Consider the following 15,654-nt stretch of genomic DNA (forward strand, 5'->3'; position numbering starts at 1 on the left):
GCCCTCCGCCACCCGCCGGCCACGGCCAACGCCAGACGACGCTCCTGCGCTCATGAGGAACCTCCTCCCGCGAACCCGCCACCCCGGAAACCGGCCGGCGACGGGGTGATTTGGACCCACCCAGGCGTCCCATTCCCTACTCGGAGAAAACGCACCCCTTCTGATCCGTTGAGGCCTTCGCTCTCAAATTCCGGAGGCTGAGAATGGAGCGTACGGCAGCCAACACCTCGCGTGTGGCCGGGTCGCCTGCCGAGCACTCCTCCGGCCCGCCATCCTTCCTTGACTGATCCGAACCCGCTCTTTAGGTTGAGAGGCTTCCACCGGCTTGAGTTCAGAGCCAAGAAGGATGTTCCATGGCCCGCGTTACCGTTGAAGACTGCCTTCCCTACGTGGACAACCGGTTCGCGCTGGTGCTCCTGGGCGCCAAGCGCGCGCGCCAGCTGATGGCCGGCGCCCGGCCCATCATCGAGACCTCGAAGAACAAGCCGCCCGTGCTCGCCCTGCGCGAGGTCGCCACCCAGCGAGTGAAGTTCGACCGCGACGTGCGCGAGGCGCTGTCCGGCAAGTACGTGGGCGAAGAAGGCAAGAAGTAGCCTTCCCGCTCTACCCCGGCTCCTTCCCCTCCACCGGGGGAGGAGCTCCGGGCGCCAGGCCCTGGGCGCGCATCCACCGCAGCGCCCGGCCGGCGACGGCCTTCTCACCCTTGTAGCCCAGCGCCGGAATCAGCCCCTCGAGCGGCATCCAGCGCACCTCGTCCACCTCCACGCGCGGCCCCGGCAGCGGCCCCAACTCCCCCGCCTCGTAGCGGAAGAGGAAGAAGTGGACGCGCTTGAAGATGCGCTGCCCCCGGAACTGGTAGACGTAGCGGATCTCCCCCAGGGGCGCGAGCAGCGCCACGGCGGAGAGGCCCGTCTCCTCCTTCACCTCGCGCCGCGCGGTCTGCTCCGGCGTCTCGCCGGGATCCACGTGGCCCTTGGGCAGCGCCCACAGGTGGCGCCCGTGCGGACGGATGACGGCGACCTCCCAGGAGTTGTCCTGGAAGCGGATGACAATGCCTCCTGAGGACGCCTCGCGCGGCATGCCTCCACCCTACCCGATGCAGGCGGCGGCCGGGACCCTCAACCGCCGTGCGCGAAGTGGCGCAGCTTGGCCTCCGCCCCCAGCCGGTAGGCATAACGCAGGTCGCCGAGGAGCCGGTCCAACCGCCGGCTCAGGACATGCCCCATGAGCCGCGCGCAGAAGCGCCGGGACAGCCGGTTCGCCTCCTCGTAGCGCCAGCGCTCCTCCACCGACAGCAGGGGCTGGTAGGCCACGCGGTCGAAGAGGCGGCCCAACAGCTCCCGCGCCCACCCGGCCACGCCTTCACCCCAGCGGTGCATGAGACACACGACGAACTTGTCCACCTCCGCCTGGGCCTCCAGCTCCAGGAGCGACACCGTGCGCTCGTAGTGCGCCGTGTGCGCGACGTAGAGGAAGTGGCTGACGCCTTCGGTCACCTGGCAGTAGCCGTCCAGGTCACCCTCCAGCACGGAGGCGAGGGGGCTGCCCGCGTAGCGCTCCATGCGCTCGCGCAAGCCGGGGTCCAGGTAGAGCGCCACCTCCAGGCCGCCCCGGGCCTCCAGCACCAGCAGCTCCTCCGGCGCGCGCCCGGTGCCGCCCAGGAGCGCGGCGACCTGTGCGTCCACCACCACGAAGGCCTCCGCGCGGGCCTCGCACTGGAAGCCGTAGATGGCCTCCAGGTGGGCCTGGAGGCGCCCCACGAGCGGGAAGTCCCCGGCGTCAGTTGGCAAGCGGCCCCTTGCGCGGGATCCACCCCGCGTCCACCAGCACGCGCTCCAGCTTGTCGTTGCCCGTGCGCACCCAGGACTCGTAGACGCGCAGCGCGCCCGCGGGCCCCGCGCTCACCAGGCCGCGCGCGCTGATCTCCTCCAGCACCTCCACGAGCGAACGGAACTTGTCGCACAGCTCGCGGTACACGCCGGTGAAGCCGCCCGCGGGCACCAGCTCCGCCACCTGGCCGTAGGCCGCGCCGCCCATCTGGATGTAGTAGTCCGGGCCCACCATCCCCTGCTGCAGCGCGCCGGAGAAGAAGCCGACCTTGTAGAGCGACACGTCGCCCAGCCGCCGCAGCGTGCGGATGCGCTCCTCGCGCTCCTGCTGCAGCGAGCGGTGGTACAGCTCCGCCAGCGGTTCGTGGTCCCGCCGGCCCTCCGCGTCACGGCTGAACAGCTTGTCCGTGGCCGCGAACTCCGCCAGCAGGTTCACCAGGTAGAACTCGGTGGACTCGCCCAGCGCCACCCGCTGCCGGGCCGAGACCTCCAAGAGGAGCTCCCGGAAGAACTCCTTCAGCGAGGAAGAGGACGTCACCAGTCCGCTCATCGAGCACACCTCCCGGTTTGAAGCCTGGAAGGCCCCCGGGCCGGCGCCCGGACCGCCAGGACACGCTTCCGACAAGCGTAGCCATGTCGCACGGCGCCGGCAAAACGGACCCAAGTCTTATCAAGCACTTACGCTGGCACTCGTCCGGGGCGAGTGCCAACGTCCAGACACCCCACACGGCCTTGCGGGCAGGTGCGACAGGTGGGAATGTTTTGCGGAAAAGCCCAATCAGGACGGGGCTTTAGCGGCATCCAGACAGATGTCCCGACGTCGCTTGACGAGGTGAAGTCCCTGGTTATTATCCGCCGCGCCTGGGCGTTAGCACTCAGCGGGTGCGAGTGCCAACGCCGGGGCCCACAGGACCTTTCAATCACCCCTGCGGCATCCCGGTCCGGACCTTCCGTCCGCCTCCGGCCGCCGCGATTCACAGGAGCAAGCCATGAAGATTCGTCCCCTGCAGGATCGGCTCATCATCAAGCGCGTCGCCGAGGAGAACAAGACCAAGGGCGGCCTCTTCATCCCCGACACGGCGAAGGAGAAGCCGCTCGAGGGCAAGGTGATCGCCGTCGGCAACGGCAAGGTGCTGGAGGACGGCAAGGTGCGCGCCATGGACATCAAGGCCGGCGACACCATCCTCTTCTCCAAGTACGCGGGCACGGAGATCAAGCTGGACGGCGAGGATCACCTGATCCTCCGCGAAGAGGACGTGCTGGGCATCATCGAGAAGTGAAGCCCGCCGTTCGTCTTCCCACTCACAACTTCTAGAGGATTCAGACCATGGCGAAGGACATCATTTTCGAAGTGCGCGCGCGTGACGCCATCCTGCGCGGCGTGAACATCCTGGCCGACGCGGTCAAGGTGACCCTGGGGCCCAAGGGCCGCAACGTCGTCATCGAGAAGAGCTTCGGCTCCCCCACCATCACGAAGGACGGCGTGACGGTGGCGAAGGAAATCGAACTGGAGAACAAGTTCGAGAACATGGGCGCCCAGATGGTCAAGGAGGTCGCCTCCAAGACGTCTGACGTCGCGGGTGACGGCACCACCACGGCCACCGTGCTGGCGCAGGCCATCTTCCGCGAGGGCGCGAAGCTGGTCGCCGCGGGCCACAACCCGATGGACATCAAGCGCGGCATCGACAAGGCCGTCGCCGCCATCATCGCCGAGCTGAAGACGCTGGCGAAGCCGACCAAGGGCAACAAGGAAATCGCCCAGGTTGGCACCATCTCCGCGAACGGTGACACCACCATCGGCCAGATCATCGCGGACGCGATGGAGAAGGTCGGCAAGGAGGGCGTCATCACGGTGGAAGAGGCCAAGGGCCTGGACACCACCCTGGACGTCGTCGAGGGCATGCAGTTCGACCGCGGCTACCTGTCCCCGTACTTCGTGACGGATCCGGAGCGCATGGAGGTCGTGCTGAACGACCCCCTCATCCTCATCCACGAGAAGAAGATCTCGTCGATGAAGGACCTGCTCCCCATCCTGGAGCAGGTGGCGCGCGCCGGGAAGCCCCTGCTGATCATCGCCGAGGAGGTGGAGGGCGAGGCCCTGGCCACCCTGGTGGTGAACAAGATCCGCGGCGTGCTGAACGTGGCGGCGGTGAAGGCGCCGGGCTTCGGCGACCGCCGCAAGGCCATGCTGGAGGACATCGCGGTCCTCACCGGCGGCCGGATGATCGCCGAGGACCTGGGCATCAAGCTGGACACGCTGACGCTCCAGGACCTGGGCCGCGCGAAGCGCGTCACCATCGACAAGGACAACACCACGGTCGTCGACGGCGCGGGCAGCCAGTCGGAGATCGAGGCGCGCGTGAAGCAGATCCGCGCCCAGGTGGAGGAGACCTCCAGCGACTACGACCGTGAGAAGCTCCAGGAGCGCCTCGCGAAGCTCGTGGGCGGCGTGGCCGTCATCAACGTGGGCGCCGCGACCGAGACGGAGATGAAGGAGAAGAAGGCCCGCGTGGAGGACGCGCTCAACGCGACCCGCGCGGCCGTGGAAGAGGGCGTCGTCCCCGGCGGCGGCGTGGCCTACATCCGCTGCCTCAAGGCCCTGGAGACCCTGAAGGTCGCCGACGGTGAGAAGTCCGGCGTGGACATCATCCGTCGCTCCGTCGAGGAGCCGCTGCGTCAGATCGTCGGCAACGGCGGCCTGGAGGGCAGCGTGGTGGTGAACAAGGTCAAGGAGGGCACGGGTCCCTTCGGCTTCAACGCCGCCACGGGCACCTACGAGGACCTGCTGGCCGCGGGCGTCATCGACCCGGCCAAGGTGAGCCGCACCGCGCTGCAGAACGCCGCGTCGGTCGCCTCGCTGATGCTCACCACGGAGGCCATGGTCGCCGAGCGCCCGAAGGCGGACGACGACAAGGGCGCCGCGGGCGGTGGCATGGGCGGCATGGGTGGCATGGGCGGTATGGGCGGCATGGGCATGTAGTCGCCCCACCCTTCCCCGCCGCATCAGGGGACGGGATTTGACGGCCTCCGGCGCCCACCAGGGTTCCGGGGGCCGTCGTGTTTTCAAGGGACCAGGCGCGCGGGAAGACCGTGGCCACGCGAGCAACAGTCCCTTAGGTTTGACATCAAGAGACCAGGAGGAATTCCATGAAGCCCGTGAAGATCTACACGACGACCTACTGTGGCTTTTGCGTGCGCGCGAAGGACCTGCTCAAGCGCAAGGGCGTGGCCTACGAAGAGGTGGACGTCACCGGGGACGACGACGCCCGCGCGAAGCTGGTGGAGATGAGCGGCGGTCAGCGCACCGTGCCGCAGATCTTCATCGGCGACACGCACGTGGGCGGCTACTCCGACATGGCCGCGCTCGACCGCGAGGGCAAGCTGGACCCCATGCTCCACGCTTGAGCAGCCAGGCGGCCGGGCCCCGTGCCCGGACGCCACCCGCGCCGCCCGTGCCTACCTTCTCCGTCAAGGCATTCACCGCTTTGACGGGAGGAACACCATGGCGGGCGGACAGGAAGTCACGGGGACCCGGGATGAACACCACGACCTCATCAGCACGCTCTACCACCTGCTCAAGGGCGCGTCGGTGAGCGAGCAGTACCGGCGCGACGCGGAGGCCGCGGGAGACCAAGAGCTGGCGCAGCTCTTCCGCGACTGGCAGGACGAGCAGCGCAACCTGGCCGAGCGCGCCAAGAACCTGCTGGGCGCGCGCATGATGAACGCGCAGGCCGGCACGGGCCGTGCGGCCACCTCCGGCTCGGCGTCCGCGGAGTCCAAGGGCACCAGGCGCAGGGCGAACGCGGAGGTGCCGACGCGCGAGGTGAAGGGCCCCACCAACGCGAGCGTGCGCTCCGGCGGCAGCCCCGGCGACGACGAGGTGGACGAGCAGTCCAAGGAGTCGTTCCCCGCGAGCGACGCACCCTCGAAGTACTGAGGCGAGGGGAAATCCAGGAGGCAGGCCCGACGTCCCTGGTTGGGGCGGCCGGGCCCCTTCTGTCTTCATCTTCAACGGACGTTTCCGCGTCTACTTGTTCCACTTGCCCCCTGTGTGCAGTCCCCCCTAAAGAGGCGGGATTCAGGGCGACGAGGGGTGTTTTTGCCCCCCACGCCCCGTTGCGACCAGGGGTTCGTGACCATGATTGACAGACCGGATGTCACCGAAACCGTCCACGCGGAGCGCGAGGCACAGGCCACCCGCGTCCCCCTTCACGAGTGGACGGTCGAGGTGGTGGGCGGTCCGGACAAGGGCAAGAAGGTCACCACCCAGGACGCACTGGTGCGCGTGGGCTCCGACGCCGCGGGCGACCTGGTGCTGAGCGACCCGACGGTGAGCCGCCGTCACCTGGAGGTGGAGCGGCTGCCGCAGGGGCTGCTGCTGCGCGACACCGGCAGCCGCAACGGCACGTTCCTCGACGGGCGCCGCATCCTCCAGGCCTTCGTCACCAGCGGCGACAAGGTGGAGCTGGGCAAGACGAAGCTCGCGGTGAAGGTGGCCGCGCGCGCGACGGAGGTGGAGGTCGCCGGCGCGGAGTCCTTCGGGCAGCTGGTGGGCAGCTCGGAGAAGATGCGCTGGGTCTTCACGGAGCTGCGCCGCATCGCGCGCGAGGACATGAACCTGCTCGTCGAGGGTGAGACGGGCACGGGCAAGGAGCTGGCCGCGCGGGCGGTGCACCAGCACTCGCTGCGCCGCCACGGCGCCTTCAAGGTCGTGGACTGCAACCTCATCTCCGAGGAGAAGGCGGAGCGCGAGCTGTTCGGCGGCTTGCGCGCCGGGGAGAACGAGGACAAGGGCGCGCGCGGCATCTTCGAGGCGGCGCGCGGCGGCACCCTCTTCCTGGACGAGGTGGGCGAGCTGCCCATGTCCGTGCAGGGCAAGCTCTTGCGCGTGCTGGAGACGCGCGAGGTGCCGTCCCTGGACGGGCAGCCGGTGGCGGTGGACGTGCGCGTCATCGCCTCCACGCACCGCAACCTGGAGGAGGACGTGCGCCAGGGCCGCTTCCGCGCGGACCTCTACTTCCGGCTCGCGGTGGCGCGCGTGAAGCTGCCGCCCCTGCGCACCCGCCGCGACGACATCCCCACGCTGTCGCAGGCGCTGTCGCGCGGCATGAAGGCCGCGCTGGAGCTGACGCCGCAGACGCTGGCCCTCTTCGAGGGCTACGACTGGCCGGGCAACGTGCGCGAGCTGCGCAACGTGCTGGAGCGCGGCGCGCTGATGCAGGAGACGGGCAACACCAGCTGGCTGGACTTCCTGGCGCACGCGCCCAAGCGCACGGAAGGCGCGGAGCCCGCCACCAACGTGGCCGCCATCGTCACCGGCATGCCGTACCACGAAGCGAAGGACCGGGTGCTCGCGGACTTCGAGCGGCTGTACTTCGCGGAGGTCATGCGTGAGGTGGCCTTCGACATGAAGGCCGCGGAGCAGCGCACCGGCCTGTCCATGCAGAGCCTCTACCGCCTGTTGAAGAAGAACGGGCTCCGCCTCAAGGACCTCAAGAACGCCGAGGGCCTGGAGAAGTGAGCGCCCGACCGCAGTCCCCACCACCCCAACCGGGAGAAAGCCTCACCATGCTGAAGCGTCTCGCCGTCGCCTCCGTCATCCTCACCGCCGCCTGTGCGGGCCAGCAGAAGACCGAAGCCACCGAAGGTCAGAAGCAGATGACCAAGGAAGAGCGGCTGCGCATCACCAACCAGCCCCCGTTCGACCTGGCGACCTGCTTCCCGCACGAGCAGACCCTGCCCTCCCCCGCCAACGAGGGTGTCCTCGTGGGCGCGCTCCTGAGCGTCCGTCCGGACGTGCTGGAGTGCCTGGTGGATCCGGCCAACCGCGGCGCGGCGGCCAGCACCAAGGTGACGGTGAAGTCCACCGTCAACGCCCAGGGCGTCACGCACGCCGTCACCAGCGACAACCTCACGCCGGCCGGCCTTGGCTGCGTCCAGCAGGTGATGGACACGCACGTGAAGCCCGCGGCGCTGGCGGCGGACGCGAAGCCGGTGGAGGCCTCGTACGAGTACGACCACTCCACCGCCAACAACCCCTCCGTCACCATGGGCATCAACGAGGGCTCGGACTTCTCCGGCACGGTGCGCCTGGCGCAGAAGGGCTGGTGCGACTGTTACGCCGGCTTCAAGGCGTCCACGCCGCCGGTGCTGAGCGCCGACATCCACATCGTGAAGGGCCAGCCCAACCCCACGGAGGTCGTCTTCAAGCCCTCCGGCAGCACGGAAGGCGACCAGCTGGCGTCCTGCCTGCAGGCGAAGATCGCCGCCATGCCGGCGACGACGTCCGGTGAGCTGAAGTTCCCGTTCCGCTTCGTGTTCTTCAACTCGCAGGCCCCGGTGGAGGCCTCCGCGAGCATGCCGCCGGAGCTGCGCTTCTTCCAGCTGGAGCTGGCGCGCACCCAGACGGCCGCCGCGTCCGCCATCGCCTTCGGCGCGCGCACCAACGCGGCGGACACGTATGACGCCGTCGTGCAGAAGTACACCAAGACGAAGGACTACAAGCTCTTCGACGAGCTGTCCTCCAAGTGCCAGGCGCTGGTGGACTCGGCCACCAAGTGGGTGGATGCGCTCAAGGCGCAGGAGACGGTGGACCAGACGACCCTGACGCTGGTGCAGCAGCTCAAGGCGCAGAAGGAAGACTGGGCCCCGGTGGAGACCGCCAGCCAGGAGGCCCTGGCCAACACCCAGAAGGACCTCTCCGCCGCCCAGCAGCGTCTGGCCGCGGACCAGGGCGCCTGCCCGAAGAAGAGCTACGCGCCCGCGAAGAAGAAGTAGCCCTTCGGCTCGAGCCGCTGAAATGACAACGGGCGCTCCGGGGAACATCCCGGGGCGCCCGTCTTCTTTTCCAGCGACCGGCCCTGCCGCGCCTTACGACGCGGCGGGGACCTTGTCGTCGTTGTGCGCGGAGGCCTCGCGCATCTTCACGCTGACGAGCTTGGAGATGCCGGGCTCCTCCATGGTGACGCCGTAGAGCGTGTCGGCGATCTCCATGGTGCGCTTGTTGTGGGTGATGAGGATGAACTGCGACTGGCGGCTCATCTCCTTCACCATGTCGTTGTAGCGGCCCACGTTGCCCTCATCCAGCGGGGCGTCGACCTCGTCCAGGAGGCAGAAGGGGGTGGGCTTGATGAGGAAGATGCCGAAGATGAGCGCCACGGCGGTGAGGGCCTTCTCTCCACCGGAGAGCAGGTTGACGCTCTGGAGCTTCTTGCCCGGCGGCTGGGCGACGATTTCGACGCCCGGCTCACCGTTGGGGCCCTCCTGCGTGAGGATGAGGCTGGCGCGGCCACCGCCGAACAGGCGCGGGAAGATGGCCTGGAACTTGTCGTTCACCACGTCGAAGGTCTGCTTGAAGCGCTCGCGGCTCGTCGCGTCGATGCGGACGATGGCTTCCTTCAGCTGGCTGATGGACGCCTGGAGGTCCTGACGCTGGGCGGAGAGGAACTCGAAGCGCTTGGACAGCTCCGCGTGCTCGTCGATGGCGGTGAGGTTGATCTCCCCCATCTTCTCCACCTGCGCGCGCAGGTCCTTGAGCTCGCTCTCCACTTCCGGCGAGAGCGGCGCCAGCAGGTGGTAGTTGTGCAGCTCCGCGGACAGCTCCAGCTGGTAGCGCTCGCGGATGCCGGCGGCCAGGTGCTCCAGCTCCAGGCCAATCTCCTTCTCGCGCAGGGTGATTTGCGACAGGCCCTGCATGAGCTCGTCCAGCCGGCCGCGCAGCTCGCGGAAGGCGGTGTCCTGCTCGCGCACCTCCGCGGTGGCGGTGGTGTGCGCGGTGCGGCGGGACTCCAGGGCCTCCGCGGCCACGCGGTGCTCCTCCGCCCGCTGCTCCTTGGTGGACTCCAGCTCCGCGAGCCGGCCCTGCAGCGCCTCCACCTTGGCGCGGCCGTCCGTCACCGTGGCCTGCAGGCGGCTGACGCGCGCCTCCATGTCCCGGCGCTGCGCCACCAGGCTCTCCAGCTCCTTGCGCGCGGACTCGCCGCGCTCGCTGCCGGCGGCCACCTTCACGCGCAGGCCCATCAGGTCCGAGGACGCCGTGTCCGCGCGCTGGCGCAGGCCCTCCAGCTCACCCGCGTACTGACGCACGCGCTCCTCGCGCGCCTCGCGGTCCGCCTGGCCGTGGGCCACCTCGCCGCGGCTGGACTCCTCCTCGTTGGCGAGCGCGGTGTGGCTCTGCGACAGCTGGCCCTCCTCGCCCTCCAGCGAGCGCAGCCGCTCGCGCACGCGGGCCAGGTCCTCGCTCGCCTTGTGGAGGTCCTTCTCCTGGCTGGCCAGGTTGACCTCCTCCGCGTGCTGCTCCTTGCCCAGGCCCTTGAGGACGGCCTCCGCCTGCCCCATCTGCTTCTGGAGCGTGTAGTGGCGGGTCAGAATCTCGTTGTAGCGCTCCTCCACCCGGGCCACTTCGGCCGCCAGCTCCGCGATCTCGCGCTTCTTCTGGAGCGCGCCCACCGCCGCGCCCTCGCGCTCACCGCCGGTGATGGAGCCGTCCGCGCGGAACACCTCGCCATCCAGCGTGACGAGCGTGACGGGCACGGGGGTGCTTTCCGCGTACTCGCGCGCGGCGGCCAGGTCCTGGACGATGACCACGTCGCCCAGGAGCAGCTTGAGCACCGGCTCCAGCGCGGGCTCGCAGGACACTTCCTTGAGCGCGTGCGCCAGCACCCCCGGGCGCGAGAGGTCCGGCTCCACGTAGGCCCGGGCCTGCTCGCCGGAGGGCACCGGCAGGAAGGTGCCGCGCCCTTCCGCGTGCCCCTTCAGGTACTCCACCAGCTCCACGCCCTTCTCGCGGCTGTCCACGATGACGTGCTGGAGCCGCTCGCCCAGGGCGGCCTCCACCGCGCGCTCGTAGCGCGCATGGGGGACCGTGAGGACGTCCGCCACCAGACCGAAGATGCCCTGCTCGCGGGCGGCCTCCGCGGCGCGCACCATGACGGCGCGCACGCCCCGGTCGAAGCCGTCGTAGTTCTTCTGGATGTCCTCCAGGGAGGACAGGCGGCTGCGCTTGTCGCTCAGCTCCTCGCGCAGCGCGATGACCTGGACCTCGTTCTCCGTGAAGGCCTCGCGCGTGCGGGTGAGGGCCTCCTCTTCATGGCCCCGGCGCTCGGCCAATTCAGACGCCAGGTGGCGCGTGTCCTCCACGTGCTTCGCCGCCTGGGTGCGCACGGAGTCCAGCTCCTGCTCCTGGGCGCGCAGGGCCTCCAGCTCACCGCCCAGCTTCGCGCGGCGGGCCTCCAGGTCCGTGCGCTGGCGCGCGAGGTTGACCAGGTTGCTCTCGTGGTTCGCCAGGCGCGTGGCCACGGCGACCAGCCCCGCCCGCTCCTGCTCCAGGCGCAGGGAGATTTCCGTCTGGAGCACGGAGACGCGGCGCTGCTCCTCCAGGGCCACCGCCATGGCCACTTCGTCTTCCTTGTACGAGCCGGCGATGCCCGACAGCTCCGCCTCGCGGGCCGTCATGGTCTGCACGACCTCGGCCTGCCGCGCGAGCAGCGCGTCCAGCTCCGCCTGCGCGGACTCCACGCGGGTGCCCGTCTCCTCGAAGTCGCGCCGGCCGTACGCCAGCTCCTGCGCCTCGCGCTGCAGGGCGCTCTCCAGCGCGTGCACCTCTCCGGCGTACTGCTGGAGGGCCGCCCCTTCCGCGTCCAGCTCCGCGCGGCGCCGGGTGATGACCTCCTCCAGCTCCTTCACCTTGTCCAGGCCCTCGCGCTCCTCGCCGCCCAGGTTCTCCAGGCGCGACTGGAGCACGCGCTTCTCCGCCATCAGCTCCAGCGAGCGGTGGCTGGTGGAGTGCAGATCAATCTCCCGCATGCGCGCCTTGAGCTTGCGGTACTTCTCCGCCTTCTTCGCCTGGCGCGACAGCGTGTCGAGCCGCTTCTCCAGCTCGCCGGTGATGTCGTTGACGCGCAGGAGGTTGGCCTCGGTGGCCTCCATCTTGCGCTCGGCGGCCTTGCGGCGGGCCTTGTACTTGGTGACGCCCGCGGCCTCCTCCAGCAGGTGCCGGCGGTCCTCCGGCTTGCTGGAGACGATGAGGCCCACGCGGCCCTGCTCGATGATGGAGTAGGCCTTGGTGCCCACGCCCGTGCCAAGGAACAGCTCGGTGATGTCCAGCAGGCGGCAGAGGGTCTTGTTGATGAGGTACTCGGAGTCGCCGTTGCGGAACAGGCGCCGCGTCACGGTGATCTCACTGAAGCCCTGGTACTGCGGCGCCAGCGTGTCCGTGTCGTCCACGAGGAAGGTGAGCGACACCTCCGCCATGGACAGGGGCGGCTTGTTCTCCGAGCCGTTGAAGATGACGTCTTCCATGCCGCGGCCGCGCAGGTTCTTCGCGCTCTGCTCGCCCATCACCCAGCGGATGGCGTCCACGACGTTGGATTTGCCACACCCATTGGGGCCGACGACGCCCGTGACGCCCTCGTCGAAGGAGAAGACGCTCCGCTCCATGAACGACTTGAAGCCGGTGATGTCCAGGCGCTTGATTCGCATGCCAGCGGTTCTCCCAACAGGCCGTCGCAAGACGGGGTGAAAACGCGCGCGAGGCCGGAAAATCGGCTCCGCAGCGTTCGGCAGGAGTACCAACGCACCCCACCGCGGATCAAGCGTGACCATGCCACGCATGACCCTATGTCAAGTGCTACAGGCCGGTAGGTGAGCGAGCTTGCGTCACCCTTGCAAAGCAGCCGGCCCACCCTACCTTCCTCTTGATCTTTCTGGAGGCGTCCTACGTTTCAGCCCTTGCTTGCCATGTCGCTCCTCGTCGGTGCGTCCCCGACGTCCCAGGTAGCACCCCGGTCTGACATGGTGGCGGCGGCGGCGCCGGCCCCCTGTCCGAACCCCTGGTTTCCCATGGAGGAGGGCCTGTCGCTGACCTACCGGGCGGGCCGCTCGTCGGAGCTGGTGCTGGCGACGAAGGACGTGGCCCCCAACCCGGACGGGACGGTGAAGGCCACGCTGGCGGTGAGCCTCAAGGGGCGCAGCGGCCAGACGGACCTGACCTGCGACTCCGAAGGCGTCCGCACGGGCCTGGGCGGCCTGGAGGGCACGCTCCTGTCCGCGTCCGGCATGGACGTCCAGGTGGTGAACGCGGAGGGCGCGGCCGTGCCGGCGCCGTCCGTGATGGTCCCCGGGGGCACCTGGAAGAACAGCCTGTCGGTGAAGCTCCAGCCGCCGGCCAGGAAGGGCGGCCTGCGCCCCACCATCGCCACGACCTTCGACAAGGAGGCCACGGTGGTGGGCGAGGAGGAGATCACCGTCGCGGCGGGCACCTTCAAGGCGCTGAAGATCAAGAACATCACCACGGCCCGCGCCAGCCGCCCCGGCGCGGAGGGGCGCTCCATGGAGAGCTTCATGTGGTTCGCCCCGGACGTGGGCATCGTGAAGCTGACCACGGACGGCGAGACGAACCTGGAGCTGCTCAAGGTGGACCGGCCCAACGCCAAGGTGAAGCCGGCGGCCATCCAGGGCGGCGCGAAGAAGAAGGCCGTGAAGCCCACCAAGAGCTAGGGCTTCACGCTGTCTCGCCGGAGGGCACGGGCGGCTCCGTGCGGCTGCCGTCCTTGGGCAGCGCCGTGGGGCGCGACTGCGGCTCCACCGTGACGCGCACCACGCGGGGGCCGTCCACCTCCTCCACGAGGATGCGCCACATGTCGAGCTTGAGGCTGTCGCCCTTCTCCGGCACCCGGCCCAGCTTGGTCATCAGGTAGCCGGCGATGGTCGTCACCTCGCCCTTCTCGTCGTCGCTCAGGTCGAAGGTGACGTCCAGCTGGGCCTCCAGGTCGTCCAGCTGCGCGGTGCCGGGCAATTCGAAGCGGCCTCCGGGCAGCGCCCGCACCTCCTCCACGCGCCGGCCCAGCTCCGCGACGTCGCCCACCACCTCCGCCACCACGTCCGCGATGGTGACGAGCCCGGACGTGCCGCCGTGCTCGTCCACCACCATGGCGATCTGCCGGCGCCGGCGGCGGAACTCCGTCAAGAGCTGCTCCAGCGTCGCGTTCTCCGGGATGAAGAGCACCGGGCGCTGCACCTGCGACAGGCTGCGCAGCTCGCCGCGCGACAGGAGGAAGAACAGGTCCTTCACGTTCACCACGCCCTCGACCTCGTCGAGGTTGCCCCGGCACACCGGCAGCCACGTGTGCCCGGACGCCCGCGCGTCGATGACGTTCCTGTCGAGCGCCTCCTCCACGTCCAGGTAGCGCATCTGGTTGCGCGGGACCATCACCTGCCGCGCCGTCTTCTGCGCCATCTCCAGCGCGCGCTCCAGGAGCTCCGCCCGCGCCGTGGTGATGGCGCCGGCCTCCGCGGAGCTGTGCAGGATGACGCGCAGCTCGTCCTCGTTCGTGGCCTCGTGCGTCTCGCTGGCGGAGTGCAGGCCAACGGCCTTGAGCACCAGCCCCGCCAGCCAGTTGAGCAGCCGGATGGCCGGGTAGAAGAGGACGTAGAACGCGCGCATGGGCAGCGCCACCGCGAGCGTCGTCTGCTCCGCGCGCTGGATGGCGACGCTCTTGGGCGCCAATTCCCCCATCACGATGTGCAGGAACGTGATGATGCTGAAGCCGATGATGCCCGCCGCGGTGGAGCCGTACTTCGCCGCCAGCGCCTCCGGCAGCACCTTCTCCACCACCGGGTGCAGCAGGTGTTCGAACGCGGGCTCACCCAGCCAGCCCAGGCCCAGCGACGCGAGCGTGATGCCGAACTGCGTGGCGGACAGGTACGCGTCCAGCTCGCTCACCATCTTCAGGGCCGTGGCCGCGCCGGGCGTGCCCTCGTCCACCAGGGACTGCAGGCGCGTGGCGCGGATCTTCACGATGGCGAACTCCGTCGCCACGAAGAAGCCGTTCGCGACGACCAGCAGCAGCGCCAGCCCCAGGAAAACCCATTCCATGTGTGATTCCCTCAGAAGAGGGCTTCGAAGTCCGGATCGCCCTTGAGCACGTCGAACATGGGGTCCGCGGACAGCCACCCCAGGACCTTCTGCCGGTCCGCCGCCAGCGCCTTCTGCAGGTACTGGACGGCGTCCTTCGGACGGCCCCACAGCGCGTACAGCGCCGCCAGGTTGTAGTTGAGCAGGAGGTCTTCCGCGTTGAGCGCCCGGGCGCGCTCGTAGGCGCGCTCCGCTTCCGCGTAGAAGCCCTTCTGGGCGTAGCAGATGCCCAGGTCCAGCTGCGCCTCGAAGTTGTCCGGCTCCAGCCGCACCACTTCCTTCAGCTGGGTGATGGAGGAGCGGTAGTCCCCCTCATCCATCATCAGCGCCGCCAGCTCGTGCCGGGGGAAGGCGTCCTGCGGGTCCAGCTCGATGGCGGACTGCAGCTCCCGCATCGCCTCCTCCACCCGCCCCTGGTCCGCGTAGGTGAGCCCCAGGTTGAGGTGGGCGTCCGGGTACTCCGGATCCAGCTCAATGGCTTCCTTGTACTCCTCCACGGCCATCTCGCTGGCGTGGGTGGAGAGGAAGCAGGCCAGGTTGTAGTGCGCGGTGGCGCTCTCCGGCTCCAGCTTGAGCGCGGTGAGGTACTCGCCCAGCGCCTCACGGAACTGCTTCTTCTCCGCGTAGACCGTGGCCAGGTTGTCGTGCGCGTGCGCCGACGTGGGGTCCAGGTCGATGGCCTTCTTGAACTCCTTGATGGCCTCGTCCAGCCAGCCCCGGTCCGCCAGCTCGATGCCGCGGGTGTTGTGCTCGTCGGACAGAGCGATGTTGTCCTTTTCCCGGGCCATGAGCGCGCGGCAATCTACGCGTCGCGCGTTTCCCCGTGCAAGGTAGAGTTTCCCCTTGCCCATGCGCCACGCCGCCCTGCTGCTCCTGCTGTCGCTTTCCGCCTGTCACCCCCGCCCCGTGACC

14 protein-coding genes are annotated in these 15,654 nt (G+C 69.2%); 8 read left to right on the forward strand and 6 right to left on the reverse strand.

What is annotated here, in order from left to right:
- The first annotated feature begins 353 nt into the window (after positions 1-353).
- Positions 354-593 (forward strand): DNA-directed RNA polymerase subunit omega, encoded by a 240-nt coding sequence (gene rpoZ / locus D7W82_RS31705; RefSeq protein ID WP_120576017.1) that lies wholly within the window; start codon positions 354-356, stop codon positions 591-593.
- A gap of 10 nt (positions 594-603) precedes the next feature.
- On the opposite strand, the gene D7W82_RS31710 is transcribed toward rpoZ, so the two are convergent.
- The 3 genes from D7W82_RS31710 to D7W82_RS31720 are packed head-to-tail and all read right to left on the reverse strand — an operon-like array spanning position 604 to position 2,379.
- Positions 604-1,080 (reverse strand): NUDIX hydrolase, encoded by a 477-nt coding sequence (locus tag D7W82_RS31710; protein WP_120621898.1) that lies wholly within the window; start codon positions 1,078-1,080, stop codon positions 604-606.
- A 38-nt stretch (positions 1,081-1,118) separates the two neighbouring features.
- On the reverse strand, positions 1,119-1,790 hold the full coding sequence (locus D7W82_RS31715) for a hypothetical protein (RefSeq protein WP_120621899.1): 672 nt from the start codon (positions 1,788-1,790) through the stop codon (positions 1,119-1,121).
- Positions 1,780-2,379 carry a hypothetical protein gene (locus D7W82_RS31720; RefSeq protein ID WP_120621900.1) on the reverse strand — a complete coding sequence of 200 codons (600 nt, stop codon included), beginning with the start codon at positions 2,377-2,379 and terminating at the stop codon, positions 1,780-1,782. The genes D7W82_RS31715 and D7W82_RS31720 overlap by 11 nt, the downstream gene beginning before the upstream one ends.
- Positions 2,380-2,818: 439 nt before the next feature.
- Between D7W82_RS31720 and groES the strand changes: the two genes are divergently transcribed.
- The 6 genes from groES to D7W82_RS31750 all read left to right on the forward strand — a co-directional run bounded on the left by groES (position 2,819) and on the right by D7W82_RS31750 (position 8,606).
- A complete protein-coding gene (gene groES / locus D7W82_RS31725) occupies positions 2,819-3,109 on the forward strand; it encodes a co-chaperone GroES (protein WP_014395362.1) in 291 nt (96 codons plus the stop codon).
- A gap of 47 nt (positions 3,110-3,156) precedes the next feature.
- Entirely contained in the window at positions 3,157-4,809 is a 1,653-nt protein-coding gene (gene groL, locus D7W82_RS31730; RefSeq protein WP_120564119.1) for a chaperonin GroEL, read from the forward strand.
- A 167-nt stretch (positions 4,810-4,976) separates the two neighbouring features.
- Positions 4,977-5,234, forward strand: coding sequence for a glutaredoxin 3 (grxC, locus tag D7W82_RS31735; RefSeq protein ID WP_120621901.1), 258 nt, complete (start codon positions 4,977-4,979; stop codon positions 5,232-5,234).
- Between the two features lie 97 nt (positions 5,235-5,331).
- Positions 5,332-5,766: a hypothetical protein gene (locus tag D7W82_RS31740; protein WP_120621902.1), complete on the forward strand. Its 435-nt coding sequence runs from the start codon at positions 5,332-5,334 to the stop codon at positions 5,764-5,766.
- Between the two features lie 201 nt (positions 5,767-5,967).
- Positions 5,968-7,350 (forward strand): sigma 54-interacting transcriptional regulator, encoded by a 1,383-nt coding sequence (locus D7W82_RS31745; RefSeq protein WP_120621903.1) that lies wholly within the window; start codon positions 5,968-5,970, stop codon positions 7,348-7,350.
- Positions 7,351-7,397: 47 nt separating this feature from the next.
- The gene (locus tag D7W82_RS31750) at positions 7,398-8,606 is read left to right on the forward strand and encodes a hypothetical protein (RefSeq protein ID WP_120621904.1); all 1,209 of its coding nucleotides are present in this window, start codon (positions 7,398-7,400) and stop codon (positions 8,604-8,606) included.
- Positions 8,607-8,699: 93 nt separating this feature from the next.
- Here D7W82_RS31750 and smc read toward each other — a convergent pair whose 3' ends face one another.
- Positions 8,700-12,308 carry a chromosome segregation protein SMC gene (smc, locus tag D7W82_RS31755; RefSeq protein ID WP_120621905.1) on the reverse strand — a complete coding sequence of 1,203 codons (3,609 nt, stop codon included), beginning with the start codon at positions 12,306-12,308 and terminating at the stop codon, positions 8,700-8,702.
- A gap of 360 nt (positions 12,309-12,668) precedes the next feature.
- Between smc and D7W82_RS31760 the strand changes: the two genes are divergently transcribed.
- The gene (locus D7W82_RS31760; RefSeq protein ID WP_233588050.1) at positions 12,669-13,325 is read left to right on the forward strand and encodes a hypothetical protein; all 657 of its coding nucleotides are present in this window, start codon (positions 12,669-12,671) and stop codon (positions 13,323-13,325) included.
- Positions 13,326-13,329: 4 nt separating this feature from the next.
- Here the strand turns inward: D7W82_RS31760 and D7W82_RS31765 are convergent, their stop codons facing one another.
- Together D7W82_RS31765 and D7W82_RS31770 are read right to left on the reverse strand one after the other, a co-directional pair.
- Complete coding sequence (locus D7W82_RS31765; RefSeq protein ID WP_120621907.1) at positions 13,330-14,703, reverse strand: hemolysin family protein; 1,374 nt, start codon at positions 14,701-14,703, stop codon at positions 13,330-13,332.
- 11 nt (positions 14,704-14,714) lie between these two features.
- Entirely contained in the window at positions 14,715-15,530 is an 816-nt protein-coding gene (locus D7W82_RS31770; protein WP_014395349.1) for a lipopolysaccharide assembly protein LapB, read from the reverse strand.
- Between the last annotated feature and the right edge of the window lie 124 nt (positions 15,531-15,654).

This window comes from Corallococcus sp. CA049B (genome assembly GCF_003611685.1).
GTDB classification, from domain to species: domain Bacteria; phylum Myxococcota; class Myxococcia; order Myxococcales; family Myxococcaceae; genus Corallococcus; species Corallococcus coralloides.